The organism is Campylobacter bilis (genome assembly GCF_016806695.1).
GTDB lineage: Bacteria > Campylobacterota > Campylobacteria > Campylobacterales > Campylobacteraceae > Campylobacter_D > Campylobacter_D bilis.
The window spans coordinates 72,609-97,339 of sequence record NZ_WUED01000007.1; the positions used below are offsets into that span (position 1 = coordinate 72,609).

Here is a 24,731-nt window from a genome sequence, read left to right on the forward strand (position 1 = left end):
ATAATGCATTTGGTTTTGATAAAGATGGCGTATTTTAAACATTTTTAATAAAATTAAATGTGTGTTTGATCTTGAAAGTGAGAGTATATTATAGAATTATAGTATAATAAAATATTGTTTTTAATTTTTTTTAAGGTAATTAAATAATGAAAAAAATATCATTAAAAACCCAAGAATTTAAGGTTTTGGGCCTTTCTTCCTTGGGTGGGACTTTAGAATTTTATGATTTTATCATTTTTGTTTTTTTTACTCAATACATTGCTAGTGCATTTTTTCCTAAGGGTATAGGTGAATTTTGGGCTTTATTAAACACTTATGGAGTTTTTGCAATTGGGTATTTAGTGCGTCCTTTAGGTGGTATAGTTATGGCACATTTTGGGGATAAGTTAGGACGTAAAAATATGTTTATGTTAAGTATTTTACTTATGGTGATTCCTACTTTTGCTTTAGCTTTTATACCAGGTTATGAGACTCTTGGAGTTTTAGCTCCTATTTTACTTATACTTATAAGGATTTTTCAAGGTATAGCTATAGGTGGTGAGCTTCCTGGGGCTTGGGTTTTTGTAAGAGAACATTGTCAAGAAAATCAAAAAGCCTTGTTTTTAAGTTGTTTAAATTCAGCTATGGCTTTAGGGATTTTGCTAGGAAGTGTGGTGTTTTTGCTTATTAATGCCTTTTTTACTCCTGAACAAATCGCAGCTTATGCTTGGCGTATCGCCTTTTTTCTAGGAGGGATTTTTGGAATCATTTCTGTTTATTTGCGTAAATTTTTACAAGAAACGCCTGTTTTTAAACACATGCAAAAAGAATCAAGTTTGAGTTCTTTTCCGCTTAGAGATCTGTTTAAAGAAAAAAATATTTTTAAAGCTTTGTTTTCATCTATGCTAATGACTTGGGTTTTAACAGGTTGTGTTGTGGTGCTTGTTTTATTAATGCCTAAATTCATGCCAGGCATTTTAAATCTAAGTCCTATTGAGGGCAGTTATTTGCAGATTTTAGGAATTTTGGGTATAGGTTTAGGAGGGGTTTTTATAGGCTATCTTGTGGATAGATTTGGTCTATTTAAAATTTGTGTTTTATTGTCTTTGGCTTTTGTTTTGTTTTCGTGTTTATATTTTTATGCTTTATATGAACTTAAAAATCTCATTTTAGTTTGTATTTTATATACTAGTGTTTGTTTTTTAGCCGGGATTAATGTTTTTGCTCCTATTTTAATGAGTGAGGTTTTTAGAGCTAAGATAAGATTTTCAGGAATTTCTTTTTCATATAATATTGCTTATGCTATCTCAGGAGGCATTACTCCACAACTTGTTTTTTGGCTTCATACTCTTGCAATTCAAAACGAAAATCCTTTTTTGTATGGTATGAGTATGTATATGATCTTTTTAGCTTTTTGTGCTATTTTTGCTGTTTTTGTTGTAAAAGATCAGATTAAATTGGCTAATCATTTTTGAAATTTTATAATTTAAGATTATATTTTGGAGTTTCTTTATGCCTTTTATTATAGAATTACTTAAGCAAAATAAATTAAAGTTGATTTCTTTTTTATTATTTTCTTTGATAACGAGTGTGCTTGGGGTTTTGACTTTAGTTTTTATCAATAATTATTTGCTTAAGAATGCACATGATATTCCTATTTTTTATTTTATTGCTTTGCTTGGGGTATTTTTTATAAGCTCTATTATAGTCGAACTTGGACTCAATGTTTTTGGGCAAAATTTTATTTTTAAAATGCAAAGGCGTGTAGTAAAACAGATCCTAGATACTCCTTTATTAAAAGTGGCTAAAGTAGGCAAGGCAAGAATCTTAGCTTCTTTAGGAAGTGATGTAAGAAATATATCTTTTGGACTTTTAAGATTGCCTGATTTTTTACAATCAAGTGTATTGATCCTTTGCACTAGTGTTTATTTGTGCTATCTTTCGGTGCCTATTTTTATTTTGTGTATAATATGGATAATGGTGATTTTTCTTACTAACAATTTTTTAATGATGAAAGTGTATCAATACTTCCGTAAAGCAAGAGAAAATGATGATGCTTTACAAAATAATTATCAAAACATATTAGAAGGACATAAAGAACTTTTAATCAATCGTTATAGGGCTAGGCTTTATTATGAAGATGAATTTGAAAAAAATGCAAAATTAAAAAAGAAAAATAGCACCTTAGGCAATCTTTTTAATAATCTTTCAAATAACTGGACTAATGTGACGCTTTTAGCTTTGGTAGGAGTGGAGTTTTATTTAGCATTAAAATTTCAATGGGCAAGTGTGGCAGATGCTACTACTATAGCACTTTCTATTTTATTTTTACGAACCCCTTTAGTTTCTATGATAGGATCTTTTCCTACTTTGCTTTTGGCAAAGATCGCTTTAGATAAAATCACTCAATTAGAATTAGACAATTATAAAGAAGATTTTAAAAAAACGCATTTTATCGGCGATTGGAAAACGATTTCTTTTAAAAATACCCAATTTGCTTATGAGGGTAATTTTTGTTTAAATCCTGTAAATATAGAACTTAAAAAAGGCGAACTTGTGTTTTTAATAGGTAAAAATGGGAGTGGGAAGTCTACTTTTTGTATGCTTTTAGCTGGACTTTTTAAACCTAGTAAAGGAGAAATTTATATTGATGATACGCTTATAAATGATAATAATTTAGATGAGTATAGATCTCTTATTTCAGCGGTGTTTAGTGATTTTCACCTTTTTACTAAGACTTTAAGTAAACAAAATTTCGCTAGCGAAGAAAAAATCGCTTTTTGGCTTGAGTTTTTAGAACTTAAAAATAAAACTAGTGTTAAAAATCATGAGCTTAGTTTCACCCAGCTTTCTACAGGACAAAAAAAGCGTTTAGCTATGTTTATAGCTTTGCTTGAAGAAAGAGATGTTTTAGTACTTGATGAATGGGCAGCAGATCAAGACCCAGTTTTTAGGAGATTTTTTTATAAAAAGCTTTTGCCTTTATTAAAAGAGCAAGGAAAAACGATTTTTGCAATTACTCATGATGATAAGTATTTTGATATAGCTGATAGAATACTTTTAGCCAATAACGGCAGCATCGAAGAGCTGTGTCAAAATAATAGAAAATTTTTAGCTATTAATGAAGTAGAAAAATTTTGATTTTTTAATTTATTAAAATTAGGTGTAGGAGGAGCTCATTTAGATCAAGATGTTAAGATAGCTAAAGCAGGGTTAGAATTTTTAAAATAACCCATGCTTTTTATTTTATAAAGTTATTTTTTATAAAGATCTTTTTCTATATCTATATAAAATTGAGCAATTTTTCCATAAGCTACTTCCCAAGCTTTAAGAGTTACCTCATCAGGATTTAAAAGGTTTTTAATAGCTTTTAAAAGGCAAGTCCCTACTATTGGATAATGTTCTTCTTTAACCCCTAAGTTTACATGAGTTATAGCAATTTTATCGACAAATGAACGCATATTTTCTAAATTTTCTATGTTTTTAGCAGCTGTTAAAATTGCCATTGCTAAGGCTTTTGGTTGTTCTCCTGATATTTGTTTTTCCATGTTAAACATAGTTTTTACTTCAGGATAGTCATTAAATAGTATTTTATAGAATTCTTTTGTTAAATCTTCCCCATTTTTTTGTAAAATAGGCACGTAGTCTTTGATAATTTTAATTTGTTCTTGAGTCATTATTTCTCCTTAATTTTTGTAAATTAAAGAAATATTTTAGCTTTGAATAAAAAAGAAAAAATTGATTTAGGTTAAATTTTGATGCATTATTCTTAAGTTAAAAAGTGCTAAGTTCATAAAATTAAAACTACTATAAAAATTAGGTAAAATTATATTTTATTAAGGATGAATTTTAATTTTATCCCCCATATAGGCTTGTGAGTTAATTTTTTTTATTTTATAATCTTCATATTTTAATTTTAATGATACAAAGGCTTTTTTATGTTTAGACTTTTATTTTTTATGATCTTGTTGTTTGTAAATTTACAAGCTACAATTGCTAAGGACACTCTGATTGTCGCAGTTGAAAATGAAATTCCTAGGATAAATCCTGCTTATAGTGAAGATCATGATGCTTATATCAATCTTGTGTTTTCAGGACTAACGCGTTTTGATGAAAATATGCATTTACAACCTGATTTAGCAAAATCATGGAATGTAAGTAAAGATGGGCTTGTTTATGATATTTTTTTAAGAGATGATGTTTTATGGCATGATAAGGTTAAATTCAGTGCCGATGATGTTAAATTCAGTCTTGATGCTTTTAAAAATCCTAAAAATAATTCTTCTGTTTATGTGAATTTTGAAGATATTAAAAGCGTGGAGATTTTAAATCCTTATCATGTAAAAATTACACTTTCTAGGCCTTATCCTGCACTTTTGGATGCTTTAAGTATAGGGATGTTGCCTAAACATTTGCTTGAAAATGAGGATTTAAATACAGCTTCTTTCAATCAAAATCCTATAGGTACAGGACCATATGAATTTGTAAAATGGAAAAAAGGAGAATATGTTGAATTTAAAGCCAATGAGAATTTTTATCTTACTAAGGTAAAAACTCCAAGATTGATCATAAAACGCATTTTTGATCCTTCTGTAGCAAGTGTAGAGCTTAAAAATGGCAAAATAGATGCTGCTTTAATTGATGTTTCTTTATTAAATATTTTTAAAAATGATGCCAAGTTTAAGATTTTGCGTGAGAAATCGGCTGATTATAGAGCTTTGATGTTTAATCTTGATAATGAATTTTTAAAAGATTTGAAGGTAAGACAGGCTTTAAATTATGCTGTTGATAGAGAAAGTATAGTTAAAAATCTTTTACATGATTATGGTTTTGTAGCTCATCATCCTTTAGAAAATTCTTGGGCAAATCCTAAAAATTTTAAAAGTTATGATTATGATCCTAAAAAATCTGAAGAATTACTTATAAGTTCAGGTTTTAAGAAAAATGCACAAGGTATTTTTGAGAAAGATGGGAAGATTTTAGAATTTGAAATTTGGGTTATGAGTAACGATCCTTTAAGGGTGAGTTTAGCAGGAATTTTGCAAAGTGAATTTAAAAAAATAGGGGTTATGAGTAAAGTAATGGCCAAGCCTTCTGGAAGTTTTGATTATTCTAAAGTTGATAGTTTTTTAATAGGTTGGGGAAGTCCTTTAGATCCTGATTTTCATACTTTTAGGGTTTTTGAAAGTTCCCAAGATAGTGCTTTAAACGATGAAGGCTGGAATTTTGGTCATTATCATGATAAAAAGGTAGATAGAGCCTTACAAAAGGCTAGAAATACTTTAAATGTAGAAGAAAGAAAAAAATATTATAAAGAATTTATTGATGCTTTATATGAAAATCCTCCTTTCATTTTCCTGACTTATCTTGATTTTGCTTTAGTTTATAAAAGTGAACTTAAGGGGATTAAACCAAGAATTTTAGGACATCATGGCGTAGGCTTTACTTGGAATATTTATGAATGGAGTAAATAAATTGTGTTAAAACGCTTTATTTTTAGTATTTTTATAGCGTTTTTTAGCACTTTTTTGTGCTTTGTTTTGCTTCATTTTAGCAAAGGTGGTGTGGCTTATGCAAGTGGAGTTAATTCACAAAGTAAAGAATTTGTTCAAAGAATAGAGCAAAACTTAGGGCTTGATAAGCCCTTAATGCAACAATATCAACTTTGGCTTTTAAAAGCTTTAAAAGGAGATTTAGGAATTTCTTTTTTAAGTGGAGAAAATGTTTTAAAACTTATAAAAGAAAGGCTTTTTAATACTTTTATTTTGAGTTTTAGTGCTTTGGTATTGTTGTTTTTCTTGAGTATTTTTTTTGCAATTTTAGGATATTATTATAAAGAAAGCTTTATTGATAAGATACTTACTTTTCTAGCATTTAATTTTTTTGCTTTACCGCCTTTTGTTTTGGCTTTATTTTTTGTTTTGATTTTTGGAATTTTTTGGCAAGTTTTGCCTATAATGGGGACGAGTGATATAGGTTTTGAAGACAATTTCTTAAACCGTCTTAAACACTTAATTTTACCTGTTTTGACACTTATTTTGTCGCATTTGGCTTTATTTTTAGGAATTGCTAGAAATTTTATCAATGAAAGTTTTACTCAAATTTTTATTCAAAATTTATACGCTAGAGCTTTAAAAGAAAAAGACATTTATCTTTTAGTTATAAGGTATTCTTTAAGTCCTATTATAGCTTATTGGGGTGGAAGTGCTTTGAGTTTTATGATGGGTACTTATGTTGTAGAAAGTGTGTTTGCCTATGAGGGATTGGGATCTTTACTTTTTAAAAGTATTATTTTTAAGGATTATCCTGTTGTGCTTGCACTGATATTTTTTAGTGTTTTGCTTGTGGGATTTTTTACATTTTTAAGTGATATTTTTGCTAGAATTTTAAATCCACGATTAAGAAAGCTTGATCTTGCTTAAAATGATTTTTTGTTTGATACCTTTAATTTTTTTATTTTTATGTGCTTTTTTAGCACCCTTTTTAGCACCTTATGATATTTTAGTTACCCATTTAAATAGTTTGCATCAAGCTCCTAATTTCACTTATATTTTAGGAACGGATTTTTTAGGTAGGGATTTATTTTCTCGTTTGCTTTTTTCCTTAAGAAATTCTTTGGCAATAGGAATTTGTAGTTCTTTATTGTCTGTGATTTTTGCCCTTTTTTACTTGTGGTTAGCACGTTGTTGTTTTTATATGTTTTGGATGCGTATTTTAGAATTTTTTTTGGCTTTACCTGCTTTTTTGCTTATGATGTTTTTTCAAAGTTTTTTTGGTGCTAATATGTTATTAATGATTTTTTTAATAGCTTTAATCCATTGGTGTTTTATTGCAAGAATTATAGAAAGTGAATTAAAAAGACTTGAGAATTTAGATTTTTATCAGGCTAATATAGTGCTTGGAAGAAGTCAATTTAAAGCTTTTTTTAAAGATTTATTGCCTGCTTTAAAAACATTGATTTTTATACTTTTTGTGTTTAATATAGTCCATGCTATAGCCACAGAAGCAACTTTGAGTTTTTTTGGTTTAGGGCTTGGGTTTGAAACCCCAACTTTAGGGACTCTTTTAAGTGAATCTTCTAAAGCTGTTTTTATGGGAGCTTGGTGGATGATATTATTCCCTCTTGTAACCCTTCTTTTGTTGTTTTTACCACTTTTATCCTTAGGCAATTTTTTGCAAAAGATTTGGGGAGTAAGATCTTGAAAATTAGGAATTTAAATATAAGTGTAAAAAATAAGCTTGTGCTTAAAAATGTAAATTTTGATATCAAAGCCGGTAAAACCTTAATGATATTAGGTGAAAGCGGAGTTGGAAAGAGTTTGCTTGGCAAAGCTTTATTAAGGCTTTTAGATGAAGATTTTAAAGTGAATGCTAAAGAACTTAGTTTTCAAGGTGTTTGTGTTTTTGATTTAAATAAAGATGGATTAAGACAATTGCGTTCTAAAGTGGCATTAGTATTGCAGGATGCAGAGCTTAGCCTTTATCCTTATTTGGATATAGGGAAGTTATGCGATCTTGTTTTAAAAACCCATACGAATTTTACTAAAAAAGAGAGAAAAGATTATGCTTTTTCTTATCTTCAAAAATTAGGATTTGAAAATCTTGATTTATTGTGGCATTCTTATGCTAATGAGTTGAGTTTGGGTATGGCAAGGCGTGTGAGTTTGGCTTTGGCTTTGTTTAATAAACCTCAAATTTTAATTTGTGATGAGATTACTGCTTCTTTAGATGAGGAAAACATACAAAAAATTATGCAAATTTTAAAAGAATTTAAAAAAGACAAAGCCTTAGTTTGCATCACTCATGATTTGAATTTGGTGCGTTGTTTGGGCGATGAGATTTTACTATTGAGTAAAGATGAGCCAAAGTGTTATGATCTTGATCAGTTTTTAAAGAGTGAATATGCTTGAAGTTTGCAATTTAACTAAATTTTATGAAGTTAAAAAACATTGGTATATGCAAAAACAACGGCATTTGATTTTTGAAAATATTAATTTTTCTCTTCAATGGAGTGAAAATTTGATGATTTTAGGAAAAAGTGGTACTGGTAAGAGTACTTTAGCTAGAATTCTTTGCTTTTTAGAAAGTCCAAGCCGTGGTGAAGTATGGTATGAAAATTCTAATTTGCATGAGCTTGATAAAAAAACGCAAAGATTATTAAGGAAGGAAATTCAGTATTGTTTTCAAGATCAAAAAATGGCTTTAAACCCTTATAAAAAAATTAAAAATTTAATACAAGATGGTTTAGAAAATTTTAATTTACCAAAGAATAATGATCTTATTTTGGAATTTTTTGACTTTTTTAATTTAAAAAAGCAAATTTTAGAGCAAAAGCCTTATGAGTTAAGCGGAGGAGAGGCTACTCGTGTGGGGCTTATTCGCACTTTGATTTTAAATCCTAAATTGCTTATTTTAGATGAAATTGTTTCTGCTCTTGATATGAAAAATTCCAAAGAAATTTTAAATTTTTTGTATAATTATCAGCAAAAAAATCTTATTTCTTATATTTTTATAACTCATCAAGGCAATCTTTTTGATAAATTTGAGTATAAAAAAATAAAACTTTAAAAAATATTATTTAATCTAAGTTTCAATATAGAAAGTTTAGAGTAAAATAAAGAAAAGTGTAAATTGAATTTTGTTGTGGAGTGAAAGTGTTTTAAAAAAAGGAGAATAAATGTCTCATACAGATGCTTCGTATCCTTATTTTGGTATTTTTTTAATGCTAGTGCTAGCTAGTATTATTTTTTTTGGACTAGTGTTTTTAGCTTCAAAAATTGGCAATAGTTTTGCTAGAAAAAATCGTCAAAAATTAGGACTTGGAATTTATGAGTGTGGTCCTATTCCTGTTAAACAAGCTAACAAAATTAACTCTCAATTTTTTACCATTGCTTTAATTTTTATACTTTTAGATATAGAAGTTGTATTTTTATTCCCTTGGGCTTTGATTTTTAAAGATTTAGCTTGGTTTGGATTTTTAGAAGTATTTATTTTTATTGTGCTTTTAGGAGTTGGGTTTTTATATGCTTATAAAAAAGGAGCGTTTGTATGGCAGAGCATCAAGTAAATTATGCTAGTGGTTTACCTATAGTTTTAACAAGTGTGGATAAGCTTGTTCAATGGGGTAGGAGTAATTCTTTGTGGGCTTTATCTTATGGTTTGGCCTGTTGTGCGATTGAAATGATGGCAGCAGGGGGTTCAAGATATGATTTTGATAGATTTGGAACGATTTTTAGAGCCTCTCCAAGACATAGTGAGGTTATGATTATTGCAGGAACTTTATGTAAAAAACATGCTGAATTTACTAGAAGACTTTATGATCAAATGCCTGATCCTAAATGGGTGATTTCTATGGGCAGTTGTGCTAATACAGGAGGTATGTTTAATACTTACTCTACGGTTCAAGGGGTTGATAGGATTATTCCTGTAGATATTTATGTTCCAGGTTGTGCCCCACGTCCTGAAAGTTTTCAGTTTGCTTTGATGATTTTGCAAAAAAAGATTCGTAAACAAAAAGCAAATTATAAGATGGCACCAAAAAGGCTAATATAATGAGAAAATATAATGATAAAAAAAATGCTCAAGTTAAAAATTATTATCAAGACAGATTTTATCATGCGCCTTGTGTTAAAAGGCATGAAGTTTTAGAAAGCGTTTTTAAAGAAGATTTTGAAATTTTAAAAACTCAAGTAGAACTTTTAAATTCTTTTGTAGAACTTGATTTTTGGGTAATACAAATCAATAAAGAAGATAATGTTAAAACCTTGCAAATACTTAAGACTTTAGGCTATTTAAGTTTTACAGAAGCTAGTGCTATTGATTTTGTAGCGAGTAAAAATGGTTTTGAAGTATTTTATCAGCTTTTAAATTTAGATAAAAAATTTAGAGTGAGAGTGAAAACTTTCGTAGGGGTAAAAGAACGCTTGCAAAGCGTGAGTGAGGTTTTTAAAGGAGCAAATTGGAGTGAGAGAGAAATTTATGATATGTTTGGAATTTTTATCATAAATCATCCTAATTTAAAACGTATTTTGATGCCTGATGATTGGTTTGGGCATCCGCTTTTGAAAAACTATCCTTTGCAAGGTGATGACTTTGCAAAATGGTATGAGATTGATAAAATTTTTGGCAAAGAATATCGTGAAGTTGTAGGTCAAGAGCAAAGAGATCCTGGTTTTGCAAATGATAAAGATACTTTAAATTTTGCAAGACTTTATCATGAGGTGCCAAAGGGCGATGAAAATAAAGAACTTTCTTTTAAACAAGAATATCAAGAAGAAGAAGGCGTAGCTTTTGTTAAAAAAGTCAAACGCAATGAAGCAAAAATTTTAGAGAAAAGGCGTTAAAATGCAAATTCCTAGTAAGCTAAAGCCTTATTATGAAAATATAGCTTTTGAACAAGAAGATTCAAAAATGATTATCAATCTAGGTCCACAACATCCTTCAGCTCATGGAAATTTGCGTTTGATTTTAGAACTTGATGGAGAGCAGGTTGTCAAAGCACGTCCTTGTATAGGTTATATGCACCGTGGCATGGAAAAAATGGCTGAAAATATGATTTATCAAGAATTCATTCCTACCACTGATAGGATGGATTATATTGCTGCTTCGGCAAATAATTACGCTTATTGTGCTGCTGTTGAAAAGCTTTGTGGTTTAGAAATTCCTCGTCGTGCTGCAGTAATACGCATGATACTTTTGGAATTAAATCGTATTGCATCGCATTTGCTTTGGCTTGCTACGCATGCTTTAGACATTGGTGCGATGAGTGTGTTTTTATACTGTTTTAGAGAACGCGAATATGTGCTAGATTTGATAGAAAAATATTGTGGGGCAAGGCTTACACATTCTTCGATGAGAATAGGCGGTGTTATGCTTGATTTGCCAGAAAATTATTTAGAAGAAGTTTTAGCATTTTGTGATAAATTTCCAAGCGATTTAAAAGATTATGAAGATCTCTTAGATGATAATAGAATTTGGCGTTTAAGAACTGAAAATGTAGGTGTTGTAAGCAAAGAACAGGCTTTAAATTGGGGCTGTAGCGGTGTGATGCTAAGAAGTAGTGGGGTAAAATACGATATACGTAAAGAAGAGCCTTATTTGCTTTATGATGAAATTGATTTTGGAGTACCTTATGCTACTCAAGGGGATTCTTATGCAAGATATAAAGTTTATATGCAAGAATTTCGTGAAAGTTTGAAAATCATTAAACAATGTGCCCTGCTTTATAAAGACACTCCCCCTGAAATTTTAGCTAATCATCCTGAATATGTAAGTGCCTCAAAAGAGCAGATTTTAACACAAAATTATTCTTTGATGCAGCATTTTGTTTTAATCACTCAAGGTTTAAAACCTCCAAAGGGTGAAGTTTATGTGCCTACTGAAAGTCCAAAGGGTGAACTTGGGTTTTTCATCCATAGTGATGGGGGACCAAGACCTTATCGTTTAAAGGCTAGAACACCTAGTTATTGGCATTGTGCTTTTTTTGAAGAAATGCTTGTGGGGGCTTATTTGGCGGACGTTGTAGCTATTATAGGCAATGTCAATATAGTTTTAGGTGAGATCGATAGATGAGAAGAGTGGATTTAAGAAAAAGCAAAGATCTTTTTAAAGATTTAGCACAAATTATTAAAGAAGCAAAGCAGAGCGAAGTTTTGGTGGTGCTTTTTGAAATTGGGGATTTTTCTGCTGTTGAAAAAAGTTTTTCTTTTGTAAAAGATCAAGGTTGTAGCCTTTTAAATTCCTTAAAATTTAATCAAGTTGATTGGACTATAGTGATAAAAAAGGAAGAGCAATGATTTATGATAATGCTCTTTGTTTTTTAGATATGCCAAGCCTTAAAAATAAAAATTTATGCCAAAAAATAGGATCAAATAGCATTAATATTTCTTGCATTGAAGATAAGACTTTAAAGGCGCGATTTTATAAATGTGAAATTGCGAGTTTGAGTTTTGTGCTAGCTTTGTTTTGTAAATTAAGCGATGAGAAGCTTTTTTGTGATTTAGATGAAGGGTATTTGAGTGCGGAGTGTTGTTTGGGTGAAGAAGAAGCGTATGAAGTGCTTGAGTTTTTGCAAATTGCAAAATATTTAATTATAGATGAAAATATCAATTTTTATAAAGACAGCGAAAATATAAAATATTTTTTGAATTTTTTAAGTTTAAAATATCAGCTTAAGATTTTAAATAGTAATGAAAAAGAATGCAATTTTCAAAATGCGAAATTAAATTCCTTAAAAGAACTTGATAATTATGATGGATTAGTGCTTTTTAAGGTGGGTTTACCAGATAAGAATTTGCATTGTTCTAGGCAGTTTTTGCAAATTGCAAAATGCAAAGATCAAAGTGAGGTTGAGGTATTGGGTGAAAATTTTAGTTTTAAAACCACGCTTTGTTTGGATGAAAATTTGCAAGGAACTATAGGACTTTTAAATTATGAAAATGATGGTTTTGAGTTTACTCCAATCCGTATAAAGGAAGCAAAATGACGATTAAGATAAACGGCGTAGATTGTGCCTTTGAAGAAGGTGAGTATATTTTAAATATAGCAAGAAGAAATGATATTTTTATCCCAGCAATTTGCTATCTTTCAGGCTGTACGCCTACTTTGGCTTGTCGTATGTGCATGGTAGAGGCTGATGGTAAAAAAGTATATTCTTGTAATACCAAAGCAAAAGAGGGTATGATTGTAGAAAGCGATTTGCAAAATCTTTGGGATGAAAGAAATGAGATCATGCAAGCTTATTGTATCAATCATCCTTTAGAATGCGGGGTTTGTGATAAATCGGGTGAATGTGAATTGCAAAATTTTACCCATAAAAGCCGTGTAAATGTCCAAAAATACTGGATTAAAGATACACATAAAGTGCATAAACATTGGGGAGCTATAAATTATGATCCTTCCCTTTGTATAGTGTGTGAGCGTTGTATTACGGTTTGCAAGGATAAAATAGGCGAAAGTGCTTTAAAAACAGTTCCACGCGGTGGTGATAGTGTCGATAGCAGCTTTAAAGAACTTATGAGTAAAGATGCTTATGCGATTTGGACAAAGTTTCAAAAAAGTCTTATTGGTCCTGCAAATGGTGATGTGCTTGATTGTTCTTTTTGTGGGGAATGTACAAGCGTGTGTCCAACAGGGGCATTGATAGGTTCGAAATTCCAATACAGTTCTAATATTTGGGAACTAAAAAGAATTCCCGCTTCAAATCCGCATTCAAGTGATTGTGAGCTTATGTATTATGATATTAAACAAAGCGGTATTAAGGATCAAAAAGAAAAAATTTACCGTGTGAGTAATGATTTTGCCTTTGTGAGTTTAAATAAGGCTGCAAGATTTGGTTTTGATACGCAAAATGAGGCTATAAAAGATGATAAAGCTTTTAAAACACTTGTGGAACTTTTTGAAAATAATGAAATTAAAAATATTAAATTTAATAGTTTTATTACTAATGAAGAAGCTTTGATTTTGCAAAATTTAAAAAAGAAATTTGATCTTCATTTAATCAACGAAGAAGCTTTAAAATTTAAAGAATTTTTAGATGAGTTTATAGCAAATTCTGGTGAGTTTTATAATGCCAATACTCAAGATATATTAAAAAGCGATTTTTTAGTGGTTGCAGGAATGCTTTTGCGATATGATGCACCTACGCTAAGTTATAAAGTCAATAATGCTTTAGTGATGAATAAAGGATCAGGGCTTTATTTTCATCCTATTGAAGATGTAGGGGTTAGTAAATATTCTAAAAATTTCATTTCACATATACATAAAAATGGAGATGAGGAGCAAATTTTATATTTTTTACTTCAAAAATTCACCCAAGATGAAAGTATTAAAGCGTATTTGGATCAATTTTTTCTTGATGAGTTAAAAGAAATTGAAGAAAGCATCCAAGAAGAAGTGTTAGAGCAAGTGATGCAAAAAGATGAACAAGGCAATGAGATTCTCACAGAAGTAAAAAAAATCGTGCCTAAAAGTGTGAAAAAAACTGTAAACATTAAACATTCTGTTTTTGCTAAGAATTTAGGTATAGATGAGGATAAATTAGAAAATTTATTGTCTAAAAAGTCAAATTTTACTCTTATTGTGGGAAGTGATTTTTATTTTCATAAAAATGCTAAAAAATTAGCCAAATTGCTAGCTTTAATCCAAAGCACAACGCCTTTTAAAGTCTTTTTAAATCCTACTCATACAAATACTTTAGGTGTTGCTATGATTTGTGATTTAGATAATAGTTTAAAACAAGGTAAGACTTTAGGTTATAATGAAAGAGGGGATTTTAGTTTTTCTTATGAAGAGTATGCTAATTTAGCCAGTGCGAGTTTAAACCAACAAGAAGGAACCTTTTTAAATTATGATAAAAGGGTGGTTCCAACCAATGCCGCTTTAGAATTTAAAGGATATTTTTTAAATGATTTAGCCAATGCTTTGGGTTTTAATGAAGAATATACTATTAATTATACTAAAAGACTTCCTATAAATAAAGGCTTTTCTCCTTTAGAATTTGATAATTTGGATAATTTTTATACTAATGGGGGTGAATGCAAAAGGGGCTATGAACTCAATTTAACGTGTTTTAAACAGGAAGCTAAAAAAGAATTTGTAGCTTTTAATGAGGAAAACTCTATTTTAAAAGATAATGAAATTTTACTTTATAGTGCCAATCCTAGTTATCAATTTGGCAGGTTTTCTAATCGTGCTAGTGCTATTAATGAAACAGCTTTTTTGGGTGTGAGTGAAGATCTTGCCAAAAAAAACAATTTACAGGATAAGGATTTAGTTAAAATTTATATCAAAGATAAAGAACTTGCTTTAAGTGTGCGTGTGGATAAGGATATAAAAAATGGAGCTTATTTGCCTTATTTTGATGCTAAGATTGATACTTTAAGCATGTTTGATGAAAGATTTATCACAGCAAGATTAGAAAAAATAGGAGCAAATAATGAGTGATTTTGCTTTTTTTATTTTAGAAACTTTTATTAAATGCATTATTGTTATTGCTATATTTGCTACTTTAGCAGGTCTTGCAACTTATGCTGAAAGAAAAGTTTTAGCTTATTTTCAAAGGCGTATAGGACCTGATATGGTGGGGCCTTTTGGATTGATTCAAATTGTAGCAGATATGATAAAACTTTTTACTAAAGAAGATATCATTCCTTCTCATTCTCATAAATTCATTTTTGCTATTGCACCTTTGATTTCTGCTATATGTGCTTTTGTTGCTTTAGCGGCTATTCCTATGTTGCCTGAATTTGTTTTGTTTGGCAGGGTGATTGAGCCTATAATTGCAGATATTAATGTAGCCTTACTTTTTGTTATAGGTACTTCTGGACTTTGTTTTTATGCTGTATTTTTAGGCGGGCTTGCAAGTAATAATAAATGGTCGATTTTAGGTGCTGCAAGAGCACTTGTAGCTATCATTTCTTATGAAAGTGTGGGGGCTTTGGCTTTAATAGCTATTGTAATGCTTGTTAGTTCTTTTTCTCTTGTGGATATTAACAATTATCAGAGTGATGGGTTTTTTTCATGGCTTATTTTTAAACAGCCTTTAGCTTTTGTGCTTTTTGTAATTGCTTTGTTTATAGAAACGAATAGAACTCCGCTTTGTTTGACTGAAAATGATGCTGAAATCATAGCTGGCTATGGAACTGAGTATTCAGGTTTAAGATGGGGGATGTTTTTTATAGGAGAATATGCTTCCATGATAGCAGGGGCTATTTTGGTTACTCTTTTATTTTTAGGAGGATTTAATAGCTTTTGGATTATTCCTGGTTGGATTATGATGATAGTAAAATCAAGTTTTGTTTTCTTTTGGTATTTTTGGGCAAGGGCAGCTTTTCCGCAGTTGCGTCCTGATCAAGTGATGAAAATGTGCTATTTAATTTTAATTCCTTTAGCAGTTTTAAATCTTTTAATTACTGCTTTAGCCGTACTTTTATAGGAGTTTATGATGAAACATTATTATGGGATTGATGAGAAAAGAAAGCCCCCTGTCACTGCTTGGCAAAAAATTTCACAAGCTTTATATAGAAGTATTAAATTAGAGCTTTTTGTAGGGCTTTTTGTAATGATGAGAGAATTACTTAAAAAAAATAATAGTGCAACAATTAAATATCCTTTTGAAAAGGTAAAGCTTGATAATCGCTATCGTGCTGTGCATAGGCTTATGCGTTTTATAGAAAGTGAAAATGAAAGATGTATAGGTTGTGGGCTTTGTGAGAAAATTTGCATTAGTAATTGTATTAGAATGGAAACATCTTTAGATGAAAATGGCCGCAAAAAAGTAGGAAATTATAGTATTAATCTAGGGCGTTGTATTTATTGTGGCTTTTGTGCTGAAGTATGCCCTGAGTTAGCAATAGTGCATGGTACAGAGTATGAAAATGCAGCCGAGCAAAGATCTTATTTTGGTTATAAGCAAGATTTTTTAACCCCTATTGATAAACTTAAAAATCAGCTTGAATTCGAAGGTGCTGGAAGTCTTAGAAAGGATGCAGATTTGTTAGTTAAAAAAACACCTAATTATTATGATGTGATGCAAGATAGAGCTTTACAAAATGATCAAGGAGAAGCTAAATGATAGAAAATTTAGCCTTTATATTTTTTGCTATTGTGGTTTTAACCTTATTTGCTATTGCGGTTTTAAGTAAAAATATGCTTTATTCTCTTAGTGCTTTAGCTGGTGGTATGGTGTTTTTATCAGGATTTTATTTTTTACTTGATGCTGAGTTTTTAGGTGTGATACAAATCATTGTTTATAGTGGTGCTGTTTTAGGGCTTTATAGTTTTGCTATGATGTTTTTTGATGCTTCTAAGGATTTTAAAGAAAAACTTAAAGCGAAGAAAAGTTTTTTTATTTTGGTGATTTTAAGTATGATTTTACTTTTTAGTATATTTGTGGGCTTTAAATATCAAAATATAAGCACAGATTTGGCTTTAAATGATCCTATTTTGTTTGATTTTAACAAGCAATTGGCTTTGGCAATTTTTTCAAAATATCTTTTAGCCTTTGAATTTATAGCTATTTTGCTTTTGATCGCTTTAATTTGCGCTATTGTACTTACGCATAAAGATCTTGTAAAGGAAAAACAATGATAGAAAAGTATTTTTTTATAGCTATTTTAATGTTTGTTATAGGAATAATAGGGATTTTAAAAAGACAAAATCTTATTATGCTTTTTATTTCAAGTGAAATTTTATTAAATAGTGCTAATTTAGCTTTAATAGCAGCTTCTAAGATGCACAATGACTTAAATGGTCAAGTTTTTGCTCTTTTTGTTATGGGTGTGGCAGCTTGTGAAGCGGCTGTAGGTATAGCTTTATGCGTGCTTTGGTATAGAAGGAAAAATACTTTGGAATTAAGAAGTTTAAAAGAAGTGGAGGTTTGAATGCAAAGTTTGGCTTTGGTTTCGCTTTTTAGTCCTTTAGCAGCTTTTTTATTTGCAAGTTGTTTTGCCTTGAGTAAGAAGAATTTGTTTGTGGCTATTGTTTGTTCGTCTTTAATAGCTTTAAGTGCTTTTTGTTCTTTGTATTTGCTTTTTTGTAATGAAGCTTTTAATGTGAGTTTATTTGAATGGTTTGTTGGGGTGAATTTTGGTTTTGATATAGACGCTGTTTCGCTTACTATGATGAGTGTTGTAGGTATTGTGGCAACTTGTGTGCATTTATATAGTATTTTTTACATGGCTCATGATGAAGGTTTTAATAAATTTTTTGCTTATTTGGGACTTTTTGTATTTTCCATGCTTTTTTTAGTTATGAGTGATAATTTTTTAGGACTTTTTGTAGGTTGGGAGGGTGTTGGACTTTGTTCTTGGCTTTTAATAGGATTTTGGTATAAAAATAATACTTATTCCTTTGCGGCCAATGAAGCTTTTATCATGAACCGTATAGCAGATTTGGGCATGCTTTTGGGCATTTTTTGGCTGTATTTGCAAGCTCAAACTTTAAAATACGATGAAGTTTTTGCTATGGCTCAAAGCTTGGATCATAATGCTTTAATTTTAATTGCAAGTTGTTTATTTATCGGAGCTATGGGAAAATCAGCACAATTTCCTTTTCATACTTGGCTTGCTGATGCTATGACAGGGCCTACACCTGTATCAGCCTTAATACATGCTGCAACTATGGTAACTGCAGGAGTTTATTTGCTTATTCGTGCGGGCACGATTTATGACTTGGTTCCTGAAGTTTCTTATGGTATTGCTTTGTTAGGATCTTTTGTAGCTATTTTTGCTGCTTCTATGGCTTTAGTAGCTAGGGATTTAAAACGTATTATTGCTTATTCTACCTTGTCACAACTTGGTTATATGTTTGTAGCTGCGGGGCTTGGAGCTTATAGTATAGCTTTGTTTCATTTAATCACCCATGCTTTTTTTAAATCTTTACTTTTTTTAGGTGCTGGTAATGTAATGCATGCAATGGATAATGAACTTGATATTAAAAAAATGGGCGGGCTTTTTAAATCTTTGAAATTTACAGCTATTTTTATGAGTATAGGATCTTTGGCTTTGACTGGGATTTATCCTTTTGCAGGATTTTTCTCTAAGGATTTAATTTTAGGGTATTCTTTTATATCTTTTCATCATGGGATTTTTTTAGTGCTTTTGGTTGCGGCTTTTTTAACAGCATTTTACAGTTTTAGGGTTTTAATGCTGGTATTTTTCGTAGCTAAAAAGCATGATAAACATCCTCATGAAGCTAGTAAAATAGCACTTTTAGCTATGAGTCCTTTAGTGATTTTATCAATTATTATGGGTTTTTTTGAGCATACATTTTTTGAATATTTAAGCACTCAATTAGTTTTTATTGATGCACAAAATCAAATTGTCATGATTTGTGCTAGTATAGCAGCTGTTTTAGGCGTGGTTTTAGCTATTTTTGCTTATAAAAATTCTTGGTTTAAAGATGATATTGAAAAGAATAAAATCCACAAACTTTTAAGCAATGATTATTTCATTCCAAAATTTTATCATCAATTTATCGTAGCAAGATATGAAAATTTATGCATGCTTTTAAAGTATTGTGATATTTATATTTTTGATAGGGTGGTTGAAAAAATTGCTTGTTATTCTCAAAGTATTTCTCAAAAGATGATTTTAACAAACCATCTTAATTTAATGCTTAGATTTTTGGTAGCGGCCTTTGTGGTTTTATTGATTTTGGTATGGATGGTGTAAGATGCTAAATTATTTGATATTTTTTCCTTTAATTGCTGCTTTTGTAGTTTTACTTGTAAAACGCGGTGGAGTTAAAGTTTTTAGCGTTGTTGTGAGTTTTATGATTTTAGTTTTAAATTCTGAAATTTTTAGGGATTTTTTACAAGGGACAAGTTTTGATTATAATCTTTCTTTTAAAATGTTTAATTTTTTTAATTTTCATATAGGGGTTGATAGTATTGCTCTTGTATTAATGCTTTTAAGTTCTTTGATGATATTTTTAAGCTTTTTATTTTTAAAAATCGAACAAAAAGCACTTGTTTCTTGTATTTTCTTTTTAGAATTTGCTATTATGGGTCTTTTTAGCGCAAAAGATGGGATATTGTTTTATATTTTTTGGGAATTTTCTCTTTTGCCTTTGCTTTATATCATTGGGGTTTATGGTAAGGATTTTCGATCAGGTATTAAATTTTTTATCTATGCTTTTGCTGGATCGATTTTAATGCTTGTAGCTTTAATCTATCAAGCTTATTTAAATTATCAGCTTTTAAATATTTTTACTTTTGATTTAGAAATTTGGAAAAACAATGCTTCAGCAGTTAATTTCACAGAGCAGCTTTTACTTTTTGGTGCCTTTTTTATAGCTTTTGCTATTAAAGCTCCGCTTTTTCCTTTTCATACCTGGGCACCTAAGCTTTATGCTAATTCTCCTGTGCTTGTTTCTGTGATGCTTGTGATTTTTAAAATGGCACCTTTTGGGTTTTTACTTTTTTGTTTGCCGCTTTTTCCCGATGCAAGTGTTTTTTTTATGCCTTTAATCGCTGCTTTATGTATAGTTAGTATTGTTTATAATGCTTTAATTGCTTATAAAGCAAAAAGTATTAAAGAATTAATAGCTTATAGTTCTATTTCGCATCTTGGTGTAATGATTTTAGGAATTTTTTCTTTAAATTCTTTGGGTATAAGTGGGGCAGTATTTTATATGTTTGCACATGGTATAGTGACAGGAACTTTATTTTTAATGGCAGAACTTTTGTATCAAAAATATCATACTTATGACATTTCTTTTTACCATTCTTTGGCAAAAAAAGCCCCTTTATTTTCAATTTTCTTTACTTTAATTTTGCTTTCGAGTATATCTTTGCCACTTAGTGTTTCCTTTGTAGGAGAGTTTTTAGTGCTTTTAGGTGTTGCAAAGCTTAATTTGCTTTATGCTTTCTTAGCTGGCTTTGTGATTGTTTTAGGGGTAATTTATATGTTTGCTGTTTTTAGAAAAATGTTTTTTATGCAAACGCAAAGTGTTATAGAAGCTTTTAGTTTGCGTTTTAGAGAAATTTTTGTGCTTGCGTGTGTAGTGGGGGTAATCTTTTATTTAGGACTTGTTCCTAATACACTTTTAAAACCTATACAAGAAGATGTAGATAATCTTATAAAAATAATGAATATTAGAGCTGTTGAGCAAAATACTTTAGACTTTTTATCTAAATTAGGGGAAACCAATGTTGAATGATTTTTTAAATTTAGAACTTTTAAATATCAGTTTATCTTATCCTTTTTTATTTTTAATTGCAAGTGCTATAGTGATTTTGCTTTGTGCTAGTTTTTGGAAGTTTCATCGATCTTTTTATATTAGTATGAGTTCTTTGTCTTTGATTGTGAGTGTGTTTTTTATTTTAAATAATGCTAATGAGCAAGGCTTGCAAGCAAGTGCTTTTTTTGCTACTTTAAATAATGATGTTATTTCTTTTTATGCATCCTTAGTGATTTTGTTTTTTTCATTTTTATATGTTTTAATGCAAAAAGAAGAAAATCAAGGTGAATTTTATGCCTTATTTTTATTTATGATTGCTTCTTTGCTTTTGATGGTTTCAAGTTCTAATTTAGTGCTTATTTTTATAGGGCTTGAAGGATCTTCTTTAGCACTTTATACCCTCATAGCTATGAGTGGAAGCAATAATGCTATTTCAAGTGCGATAAAGTATTTTAGCGTTGCAGCTGTGGGATCGGGTTTTTTTGTTATGGCTGTAGCTTTGATTTATCTAAAAACAGGAAATTTAGATTTATCAATTAATTTAGCATTGAAAAATGAATTGCAAAAAGATCCTATGCTTTTAGGTGCAGGAGTGATGATTTTTGTGCTTTGTGCGATAAAACTTTCTTTAGTGCCTTTTCATTTTTGGTTAAAAGACGTGTATTATGGAGCGCACACTAATTTGGTTGCTTTTATTTCTGTTGTGCCAAAAATTGCAATATTAGTCGTAATCATCCGCCTTTTTGATTTTTTAAATAATACGGGTTTTGAATATATTATCATGATTTTGTCAGTTTTTTCCATGCTTGCGGGTGCTTTAGCAGCTTTAAGTCAAAAGAATATTAAAAAAATGTTTGCTTATAGTTCTGTGGTGCATTCTTCTTTGGTTTTAATTGCTTGTATTCCTTTATTACAAGGACAAAATTTTGATGGGATCTTGCTTAGTATTTTTGGATATTGGACTTTGTTTGCCTTTGCAAATTATGCTGTATTTATGATTTTAAGTAATTATGAACATTATTCTTATGAGAGTTTAAATGGACTTTTGTTGAAAAAACCTTTGATTGCTTTTTGTTTAAGTATTTGCGTGCTTTCTTTAGCCGGTATTCCACCTTTTGGTGTTTTTTGGGGTAAATTTATGATTTTAAATGTGGCGATTTTAAATGGATATTGGTATTTAGCACTTTTTATGGCTTTATCTTCTGTGATTATACTTTATGCGTATTTGAAAATTTTAATCCATGTTTTATTCGTGAAAAATGATAGAGTCCATAATATCAAATTAGGTTTCATGCAAGATTTTATTTTGGCTTTTTGTGTTTTTATAAGTACTTTTGCTGTTTTGTTAATGTTGTAAGAGTTTTGCTATAATTGTTTTATGAGAATATTATTTTTAATTTTATTAAGCTTTTTTCAAGTTTTTGCTTTTGAGCTTGTTTTAAATACGGGTCGTGAAAACAATCAGGCTTTTGCAATTTTACATGCGAGCAATGATTTAGAATTTGCTTGTAAGAAAGATTTTCGTGAGGCGAAATTTTATTTTGAATGTGATATTGCTGGTAGAGTTGATAATAAATTAAAGGATCAAAATTTTTCAACCTTTGATTTAAAATTCATCCAAGAAGAGCAAAGGATCAAGATGATTATCTTACCAAAGACGGATGCAAAAGTATTTGATACATCGCAAAATATTTACATAGACAAAGAGCTTAGTGCTTCTAATTCTTATAAAAGTAAGGTTTTTACTTTTATTTTTATGCCGGGAATAACACAGTTTAAAAACTATGATGGACTTGATTTTAATATCAATTTTCCTCATGAAAGCTTGCCTTATGTTGGAGCTTTAGATTTAAATTCTAATCCTGTAATCATCCCCCAAAGTGCAGATATTAACACTTATTTGCGAATTAAAAAAGAATACGATAAGGCTAATTATAATCAAGTAGTGCTTGATACACAAAATGCTATTAATAGATATAAAGGAAGTATTTTTGCTAGGGAATTTATGCTTTATAAATTAAGGGCACAAAATAAGCTTTACACTCAAGATGCAAGCATGCGTGATCAGCAAATTTTAGAAAATATGATTGATGAGGCTAAAAATTGGACTCGTACCTTTACTAGCGATAAAAATTTTGCAGAAGTTTTGCATATTATGTTAAGAACTTATATTGCTTTAGCCCAACGCAGCGATGTTGAGTATATTATGTCAATTTTAGATAATGAGCAAACTCATAGCTATTTTACCCAATTATCAAAACTTGATTATGCTGATTATATGTATAATTTAAATGAAAAAGATAAAGCTGTGGGGATTTATGAAAATATTTATTTTAATACAAAAAATTTAGATTTAGCAGCAAGAGCTGCTATAAGCTTAGCAAAAGATCTGCTTTTAAATCAACAAACCAAAAAAGCCATAGAATATGTAAATATTGTTTTAAAAGCCAATCCAGAGTATTTTGGTAAAGATATTTTAAGATCTTTAAAGCTTGCTAAATTGTTAAAGCAAAAAGGGCAATTTGATCTTAGTGCGAGTGTTTATGAAAATGCTTTTGTTAAAATGTCTAAACTTGATCCTTATTATGAAGAAGCTTTAAAAGATTTGGCCTTAACTTTATCTCGTACTACAAAAACCCATGAGGCTAAAAAATATCTTGATTTATATATGGATGATTATTTAGATGGGAAGTATTTAGATGAGATAAAAAAAGCAAGCGATGAGGTTTTTTTCGCTTTAGCAGATAATAATGCAAGTTTTTTACATCAGCGTTATATGCAATTGATGAAAGAATATGCTAATAAAGATAATAATATTGCTAATAAGGCTTTAGATGAAGATGTTGCTCTTTATTATAAAGAAGGCAATTACAGTGCTATTTTAGCTTATAAAGATCTTATAGAAAATAAAAAACTTCCCCATGCTACTCAATTTTTAGAAAAAGCAGCCATTAATGATTTAAAAACTGCAATAAAGACTAATAATTGTATCCAAGCAACAAGTATTTTCATGCGTTTTCATACTTATGATATAGGTCAAAAAATAGAAAATAAAAAACAAATGTTAGCTTGTCTTATAAGAACTTCTAAGATAGATCAAGCGCTTGATTATATTGATAAAAATTATAATGAAGATGTTATATTTTATGGTCTTAAAAAAGCTTCAATACTTTTTGATAATAAAGAATATTCCAAAGTAGTTAAACTCTCTAAAGAAATAGCTAATTCTAGGATTTTAAAAAGTGAAGATGAGAATTTTCAAGCTTATTATTTACAATTTTTGTCCTTATTGCGTTTAAATGAATATAATAAGGCTATTAAAATCTTAAAAATTTTAGAAAGCTTTTCTATGAATTTTAATATGGTAGAAATTTATGATGCTTTGCTTTCTTATGCTAAGGATCATAATATGCAAACAACGATTTTAACTTACGCTCCTAAAGCTATTGATTATCAAAATTTAAAAGGAATAAATCTTTTTAGTCCTAATTTAGAATTCTTATATCTTGATGCTTTGGCTAAAATTAACAAAAATGAAGAGAGTTTAGCTGTTTTAAAAGATTTAATTAAATTAAAACTTTCAGATGAAGATAAAGCTAGGGCATTTTATCTTTTAGCTTCAACCTATGAGAGAATGCAAAATACAAAAGAACAAAAAGAAGCTTTAAAGCAATGTATTGAAATTAAAAATCCTTCAAATTGGCAAAATTTATGCAAGGGTAAAGATCAAATCTTAACTCAATAATACCTGGTTTTAAACCAGGTATTATTTTAAAACCTCTTCTTCTTCACATCTTCTAAGATATTATTAGCAATATCACTTACAGTATTAGAAATAATAGCAGATTCATTTGCAATCTCTACATTGTCTTTAGTAGTTTGATCAATTTGGGCTACGCTTTCATTGATTTGAGTAATACCTGCAGTTTGTTCTTTAATAGATTCTGCCATATCATTGATAGATTGAACTAATAAATTTGTATTAGCTTCAATTTCTGATAAAGACTTTTGAGTTCTTTCTGCTAGTTTTCTTACTTCATCAGCCACAACAGCAAATCCTCTACCATGTT

Annotated in this window: 24 protein-coding genes; 22 read left to right on the forward strand and 2 right to left on the reverse strand. The window is 29.7% G+C overall.

The window, feature by feature from the left end; translation table 11 throughout:
- Positions 1 to 146: 146 nt before the first annotated feature.
- Complete coding sequence (locus GRQ01_RS04680) at positions 147 to 1,454, forward strand: MFS transporter (RefSeq protein ID WP_158334658.1); 1,308 nt, start codon at positions 147 to 149, stop codon at positions 1,452 to 1,454.
- A 37-nt stretch (positions 1,455 to 1,491) separates the two neighbouring features.
- A complete protein-coding gene (locus tag GRQ01_RS04685; protein ID WP_158334659.1) occupies positions 1,492 to 3,120 on the forward strand; it encodes a multidrug ABC transporter permease/ATP-binding protein in 1,629 nt (542 codons plus the stop codon).
- 113 nt (positions 3,121 to 3,233) lie between these two features.
- Here the strand turns inward: GRQ01_RS04685 and cgb are convergent, their stop codons facing one another.
- Entirely contained in the window at positions 3,234 to 3,656 is a 423-nt protein-coding gene (cgb, locus tag GRQ01_RS04690) for a single-domain globin Cgb (RefSeq protein ID WP_158334660.1), read from the reverse strand.
- A gap of 261 nt (positions 3,657 to 3,917) precedes the next feature.
- Between cgb and GRQ01_RS04695 the strand changes: the two genes are divergently transcribed.
- The 20 genes from GRQ01_RS04695 (at position 3,918) to GRQ01_RS04790 (ending at position 24,406) form a co-directional block, all read left to right on the forward strand.
- A complete protein-coding gene (locus GRQ01_RS04695) occupies positions 3,918 to 5,453 on the forward strand; it encodes an ABC transporter substrate-binding protein (RefSeq protein WP_158334661.1) in 1,536 nt (511 codons plus the stop codon).
- A gap of 3 nt (positions 5,454 to 5,456) precedes the next feature.
- A complete protein-coding gene (locus tag GRQ01_RS04700) occupies positions 5,457 to 6,401 on the forward strand; it encodes an ABC transporter permease (RefSeq protein WP_203121213.1) in 945 nt (314 codons plus the stop codon).
- 1 nt (position 6,402) lies between these two features.
- Positions 6,403 to 7,182 carry an ABC transporter permease gene (locus tag GRQ01_RS04705; RefSeq protein WP_373447854.1) on the forward strand — a complete coding sequence of 260 codons (780 nt, stop codon included), beginning with the start codon at positions 6,403 to 6,405 and terminating at the stop codon, positions 7,180 to 7,182.
- Positions 7,179 to 7,889, forward strand: coding sequence for an ATP-binding cassette domain-containing protein (locus GRQ01_RS04710; RefSeq protein WP_158334663.1), 711 nt, complete (start codon positions 7,179 to 7,181; stop codon positions 7,887 to 7,889). Before GRQ01_RS04705 ends, GRQ01_RS04710 begins: the two co-directional genes overlap by 4 nt.
- On the forward strand, positions 7,882 to 8,547 hold the full coding sequence (locus GRQ01_RS04715) for an ATP-binding cassette domain-containing protein (protein WP_158334664.1): 666 nt from the start codon (positions 7,882 to 7,884) through the stop codon (positions 8,545 to 8,547). Before GRQ01_RS04710 ends, GRQ01_RS04715 begins: the two co-directional genes overlap by 8 nt.
- A gap of 109 nt (positions 8,548 to 8,656) precedes the next feature.
- A complete protein-coding gene (locus GRQ01_RS04720) occupies positions 8,657 to 9,046 on the forward strand; it encodes an NAD(P)H-quinone oxidoreductase subunit 3 (protein ID WP_158334665.1) in 390 nt (129 codons plus the stop codon).
- Positions 9,028 to 9,531 (forward strand): NuoB/complex I 20 kDa subunit family protein, encoded by a 504-nt coding sequence (locus tag GRQ01_RS04725; RefSeq protein ID WP_158334666.1) that lies wholly within the window; start codon positions 9,028 to 9,030, stop codon positions 9,529 to 9,531. Before GRQ01_RS04720 ends, GRQ01_RS04725 begins: the two co-directional genes overlap by 19 nt.
- Positions 9,528 to 10,322 (forward strand): NADH-quinone oxidoreductase subunit C, encoded by a 795-nt coding sequence (locus tag GRQ01_RS04730; protein ID WP_203121220.1) that lies wholly within the window; start codon positions 9,528 to 9,530, stop codon positions 10,320 to 10,322. Before GRQ01_RS04725 ends, GRQ01_RS04730 begins: the two co-directional genes overlap by 4 nt.
- A 1-nt stretch (position 10,323) precedes the next feature.
- Entirely contained in the window at positions 10,324 to 11,550 is a 1,227-nt protein-coding gene (gene nuoD, locus GRQ01_RS04735) for an NADH dehydrogenase (quinone) subunit D (RefSeq protein WP_158334668.1), read from the forward strand.
- The gene (locus GRQ01_RS04740; RefSeq protein ID WP_158334669.1) at positions 11,547 to 11,774 is read left to right on the forward strand and encodes an NADH-ubiquinone oxidoreductase subunit E family protein; all 228 of its coding nucleotides are present in this window, start codon (positions 11,547 to 11,549) and stop codon (positions 11,772 to 11,774) included. The genes nuoD and GRQ01_RS04740 overlap by 4 nt, the downstream gene beginning before the upstream one ends.
- Complete coding sequence (locus GRQ01_RS04745) at positions 11,771 to 12,463, forward strand: hypothetical protein (RefSeq protein ID WP_158334670.1); 693 nt, start codon at positions 11,771 to 11,773, stop codon at positions 12,461 to 12,463. The genes GRQ01_RS04740 and GRQ01_RS04745 overlap by 4 nt, the downstream gene beginning before the upstream one ends.
- On the forward strand, positions 12,460 to 14,922 hold the full coding sequence (locus GRQ01_RS04750) for an NADH-quinone oxidoreductase subunit G (protein ID WP_158334671.1): 2,463 nt from the start codon (positions 12,460 to 12,462) through the stop codon (positions 14,920 to 14,922). Before GRQ01_RS04745 ends, GRQ01_RS04750 begins: the two co-directional genes overlap by 4 nt.
- Entirely contained in the window at positions 14,915 to 15,913 is a 999-nt protein-coding gene (gene nuoH / locus GRQ01_RS04755) for an NADH-quinone oxidoreductase subunit NuoH (RefSeq protein WP_158334672.1), read from the forward strand. Before GRQ01_RS04750 ends, nuoH begins: the two co-directional genes overlap by 8 nt.
- Before the next feature lie 9 nt (positions 15,914 to 15,922).
- A complete protein-coding gene (gene nuoI / locus GRQ01_RS04760) occupies positions 15,923 to 16,552 on the forward strand; it encodes an NADH-quinone oxidoreductase subunit NuoI (protein WP_158334673.1) in 630 nt (209 codons plus the stop codon).
- Positions 16,549 to 17,067 (forward strand): NADH-quinone oxidoreductase subunit J, encoded by a 519-nt coding sequence (locus tag GRQ01_RS04765; RefSeq protein WP_158334674.1) that lies wholly within the window; start codon positions 16,549 to 16,551, stop codon positions 17,065 to 17,067. The genes nuoI and GRQ01_RS04765 overlap by 4 nt, the downstream gene beginning before the upstream one ends.
- The gene (gene nuoK / locus GRQ01_RS04770; protein WP_158334675.1) at positions 17,064 to 17,360 is read left to right on the forward strand and encodes an NADH-quinone oxidoreductase subunit NuoK; all 297 of its coding nucleotides are present in this window, start codon (positions 17,064 to 17,066) and stop codon (positions 17,358 to 17,360) included. The genes GRQ01_RS04765 and nuoK overlap by 4 nt, the downstream gene beginning before the upstream one ends.
- Positions 17,361 to 19,151 carry an NADH-quinone oxidoreductase subunit L gene (gene nuoL, locus GRQ01_RS04775; protein ID WP_158334676.1) on the forward strand — a complete coding sequence of 597 codons (1,791 nt, stop codon included), beginning with the start codon at positions 17,361 to 17,363 and terminating at the stop codon, positions 19,149 to 19,151.
- A gap of 1 nt (position 19,152) precedes the next feature.
- Complete coding sequence (locus GRQ01_RS04780; RefSeq protein WP_158334677.1) at positions 19,153 to 20,640, forward strand: NADH-quinone oxidoreductase subunit M; 1,488 nt, start codon at positions 19,153 to 19,155, stop codon at positions 20,638 to 20,640.
- Positions 20,630 to 22,018: an NADH-quinone oxidoreductase subunit N gene (locus GRQ01_RS04785; RefSeq protein WP_158334678.1), complete on the forward strand. Its 1,389-nt coding sequence runs from the start codon at positions 20,630 to 20,632 to the stop codon at positions 22,016 to 22,018. Before GRQ01_RS04780 ends, GRQ01_RS04785 begins: the two co-directional genes overlap by 11 nt.
- A 21-nt stretch (positions 22,019 to 22,039) precedes the next feature.
- Positions 22,040 to 24,406, forward strand: coding sequence for a tetratricopeptide repeat protein (locus tag GRQ01_RS04790; RefSeq protein WP_158334679.1), 2,367 nt, complete (start codon positions 22,040 to 22,042; stop codon positions 24,404 to 24,406).
- Positions 24,407 to 24,432: 26 nt separating this feature from the next.
- Here the strand turns inward: GRQ01_RS04790 and GRQ01_RS04795 are convergent.
- The coding region (locus tag GRQ01_RS04795) for a methyl-accepting chemotaxis protein (protein WP_227656217.1) at positions 24,433 to 24,731 on the reverse strand (299 nt) is incomplete at its 5' end.

Bases quoted from the DNA above. Each gene is read 5' to 3' on its own strand.
- GRQ01_RS04680 (WP_158334658.1), top strand. From the start codon at position 147: ATGAAAAAAATATCATTAAAAACCCAAGAATTTAAGGTTTTGGGCCTT.
- GRQ01_RS04685 (WP_158334659.1), top strand. From the start codon at position 1,492: ATGCCTTTTATTATAGAATTACTTAAGCAAAATAAATTAAAGTTGATT.
- cgb (WP_158334660.1), bottom strand. From the start codon at position 3,656: ATGACTCAAGAACAAATTAAAATTATCAAAGACTACGTGCCTATTTTA.
- GRQ01_RS04695 (WP_158334661.1), top strand. From the start codon at position 3,918: ATGTTTAGACTTTTATTTTTTATGATCTTGTTGTTTGTAAATTTACAA.
- GRQ01_RS04705 (WP_373447854.1), top strand. From the start codon at position 6,403: ATGATTTTTTGTTTGATACCTTTAATTTTTTTATTTTTATGTGCTTTT.
- GRQ01_RS04715 (WP_158334664.1), top strand. From the start codon at position 7,882: ATGCTTGAAGTTTGCAATTTAACTAAATTTTATGAAGTTAAAAAACAT.
- GRQ01_RS04720 (WP_158334665.1), top strand. From the start codon at position 8,657: ATGTCTCATACAGATGCTTCGTATCCTTATTTTGGTATTTTTTTAATG.
- GRQ01_RS04725 (WP_158334666.1), top strand. From the start codon at position 9,028: ATGGCAGAGCATCAAGTAAATTATGCTAGTGGTTTACCTATAGTTTTA.
- nuoD (WP_158334668.1), top strand. From the start codon at position 10,324: ATGCAAATTCCTAGTAAGCTAAAGCCTTATTATGAAAATATAGCTTTT.
- GRQ01_RS04740 (WP_158334669.1), top strand. From the start codon at position 11,547: ATGAGAAGAGTGGATTTAAGAAAAAGCAAAGATCTTTTTAAAGATTTA.
- GRQ01_RS04745 (WP_158334670.1), top strand. From the start codon at position 11,771: ATGATTTATGATAATGCTCTTTGTTTTTTAGATATGCCAAGCCTTAAA.
- GRQ01_RS04750 (WP_158334671.1), top strand. From the start codon at position 12,460: ATGACGATTAAGATAAACGGCGTAGATTGTGCCTTTGAAGAAGGTGAG.
- nuoH (WP_158334672.1), top strand. From the start codon at position 14,915: ATGAGTGATTTTGCTTTTTTTATTTTAGAAACTTTTATTAAATGCATT.
- nuoI (WP_158334673.1), top strand. From the start codon at position 15,923: ATGAAACATTATTATGGGATTGATGAGAAAAGAAAGCCCCCTGTCACT.
- GRQ01_RS04765 (WP_158334674.1), top strand. From the start codon at position 16,549: ATGATAGAAAATTTAGCCTTTATATTTTTTGCTATTGTGGTTTTAACC.
- nuoK (WP_158334675.1), top strand. From the start codon at position 17,064: ATGATAGAAAAGTATTTTTTTATAGCTATTTTAATGTTTGTTATAGGA.
- nuoL (WP_158334676.1), top strand. From the start codon at position 17,361: ATGCAAAGTTTGGCTTTGGTTTCGCTTTTTAGTCCTTTAGCAGCTTTT.
- GRQ01_RS04780 (WP_158334677.1), top strand. From the start codon at position 19,153: ATGCTAAATTATTTGATATTTTTTCCTTTAATTGCTGCTTTTGTAGTT.
- GRQ01_RS04785 (WP_158334678.1), top strand. From the start codon at position 20,630: ATGTTGAATGATTTTTTAAATTTAGAACTTTTAAATATCAGTTTATCT.
- GRQ01_RS04790 (WP_158334679.1), top strand. From the start codon at position 22,040: ATGAGAATATTATTTTTAATTTTATTAAGCTTTTTTCAAGTTTTTGCT.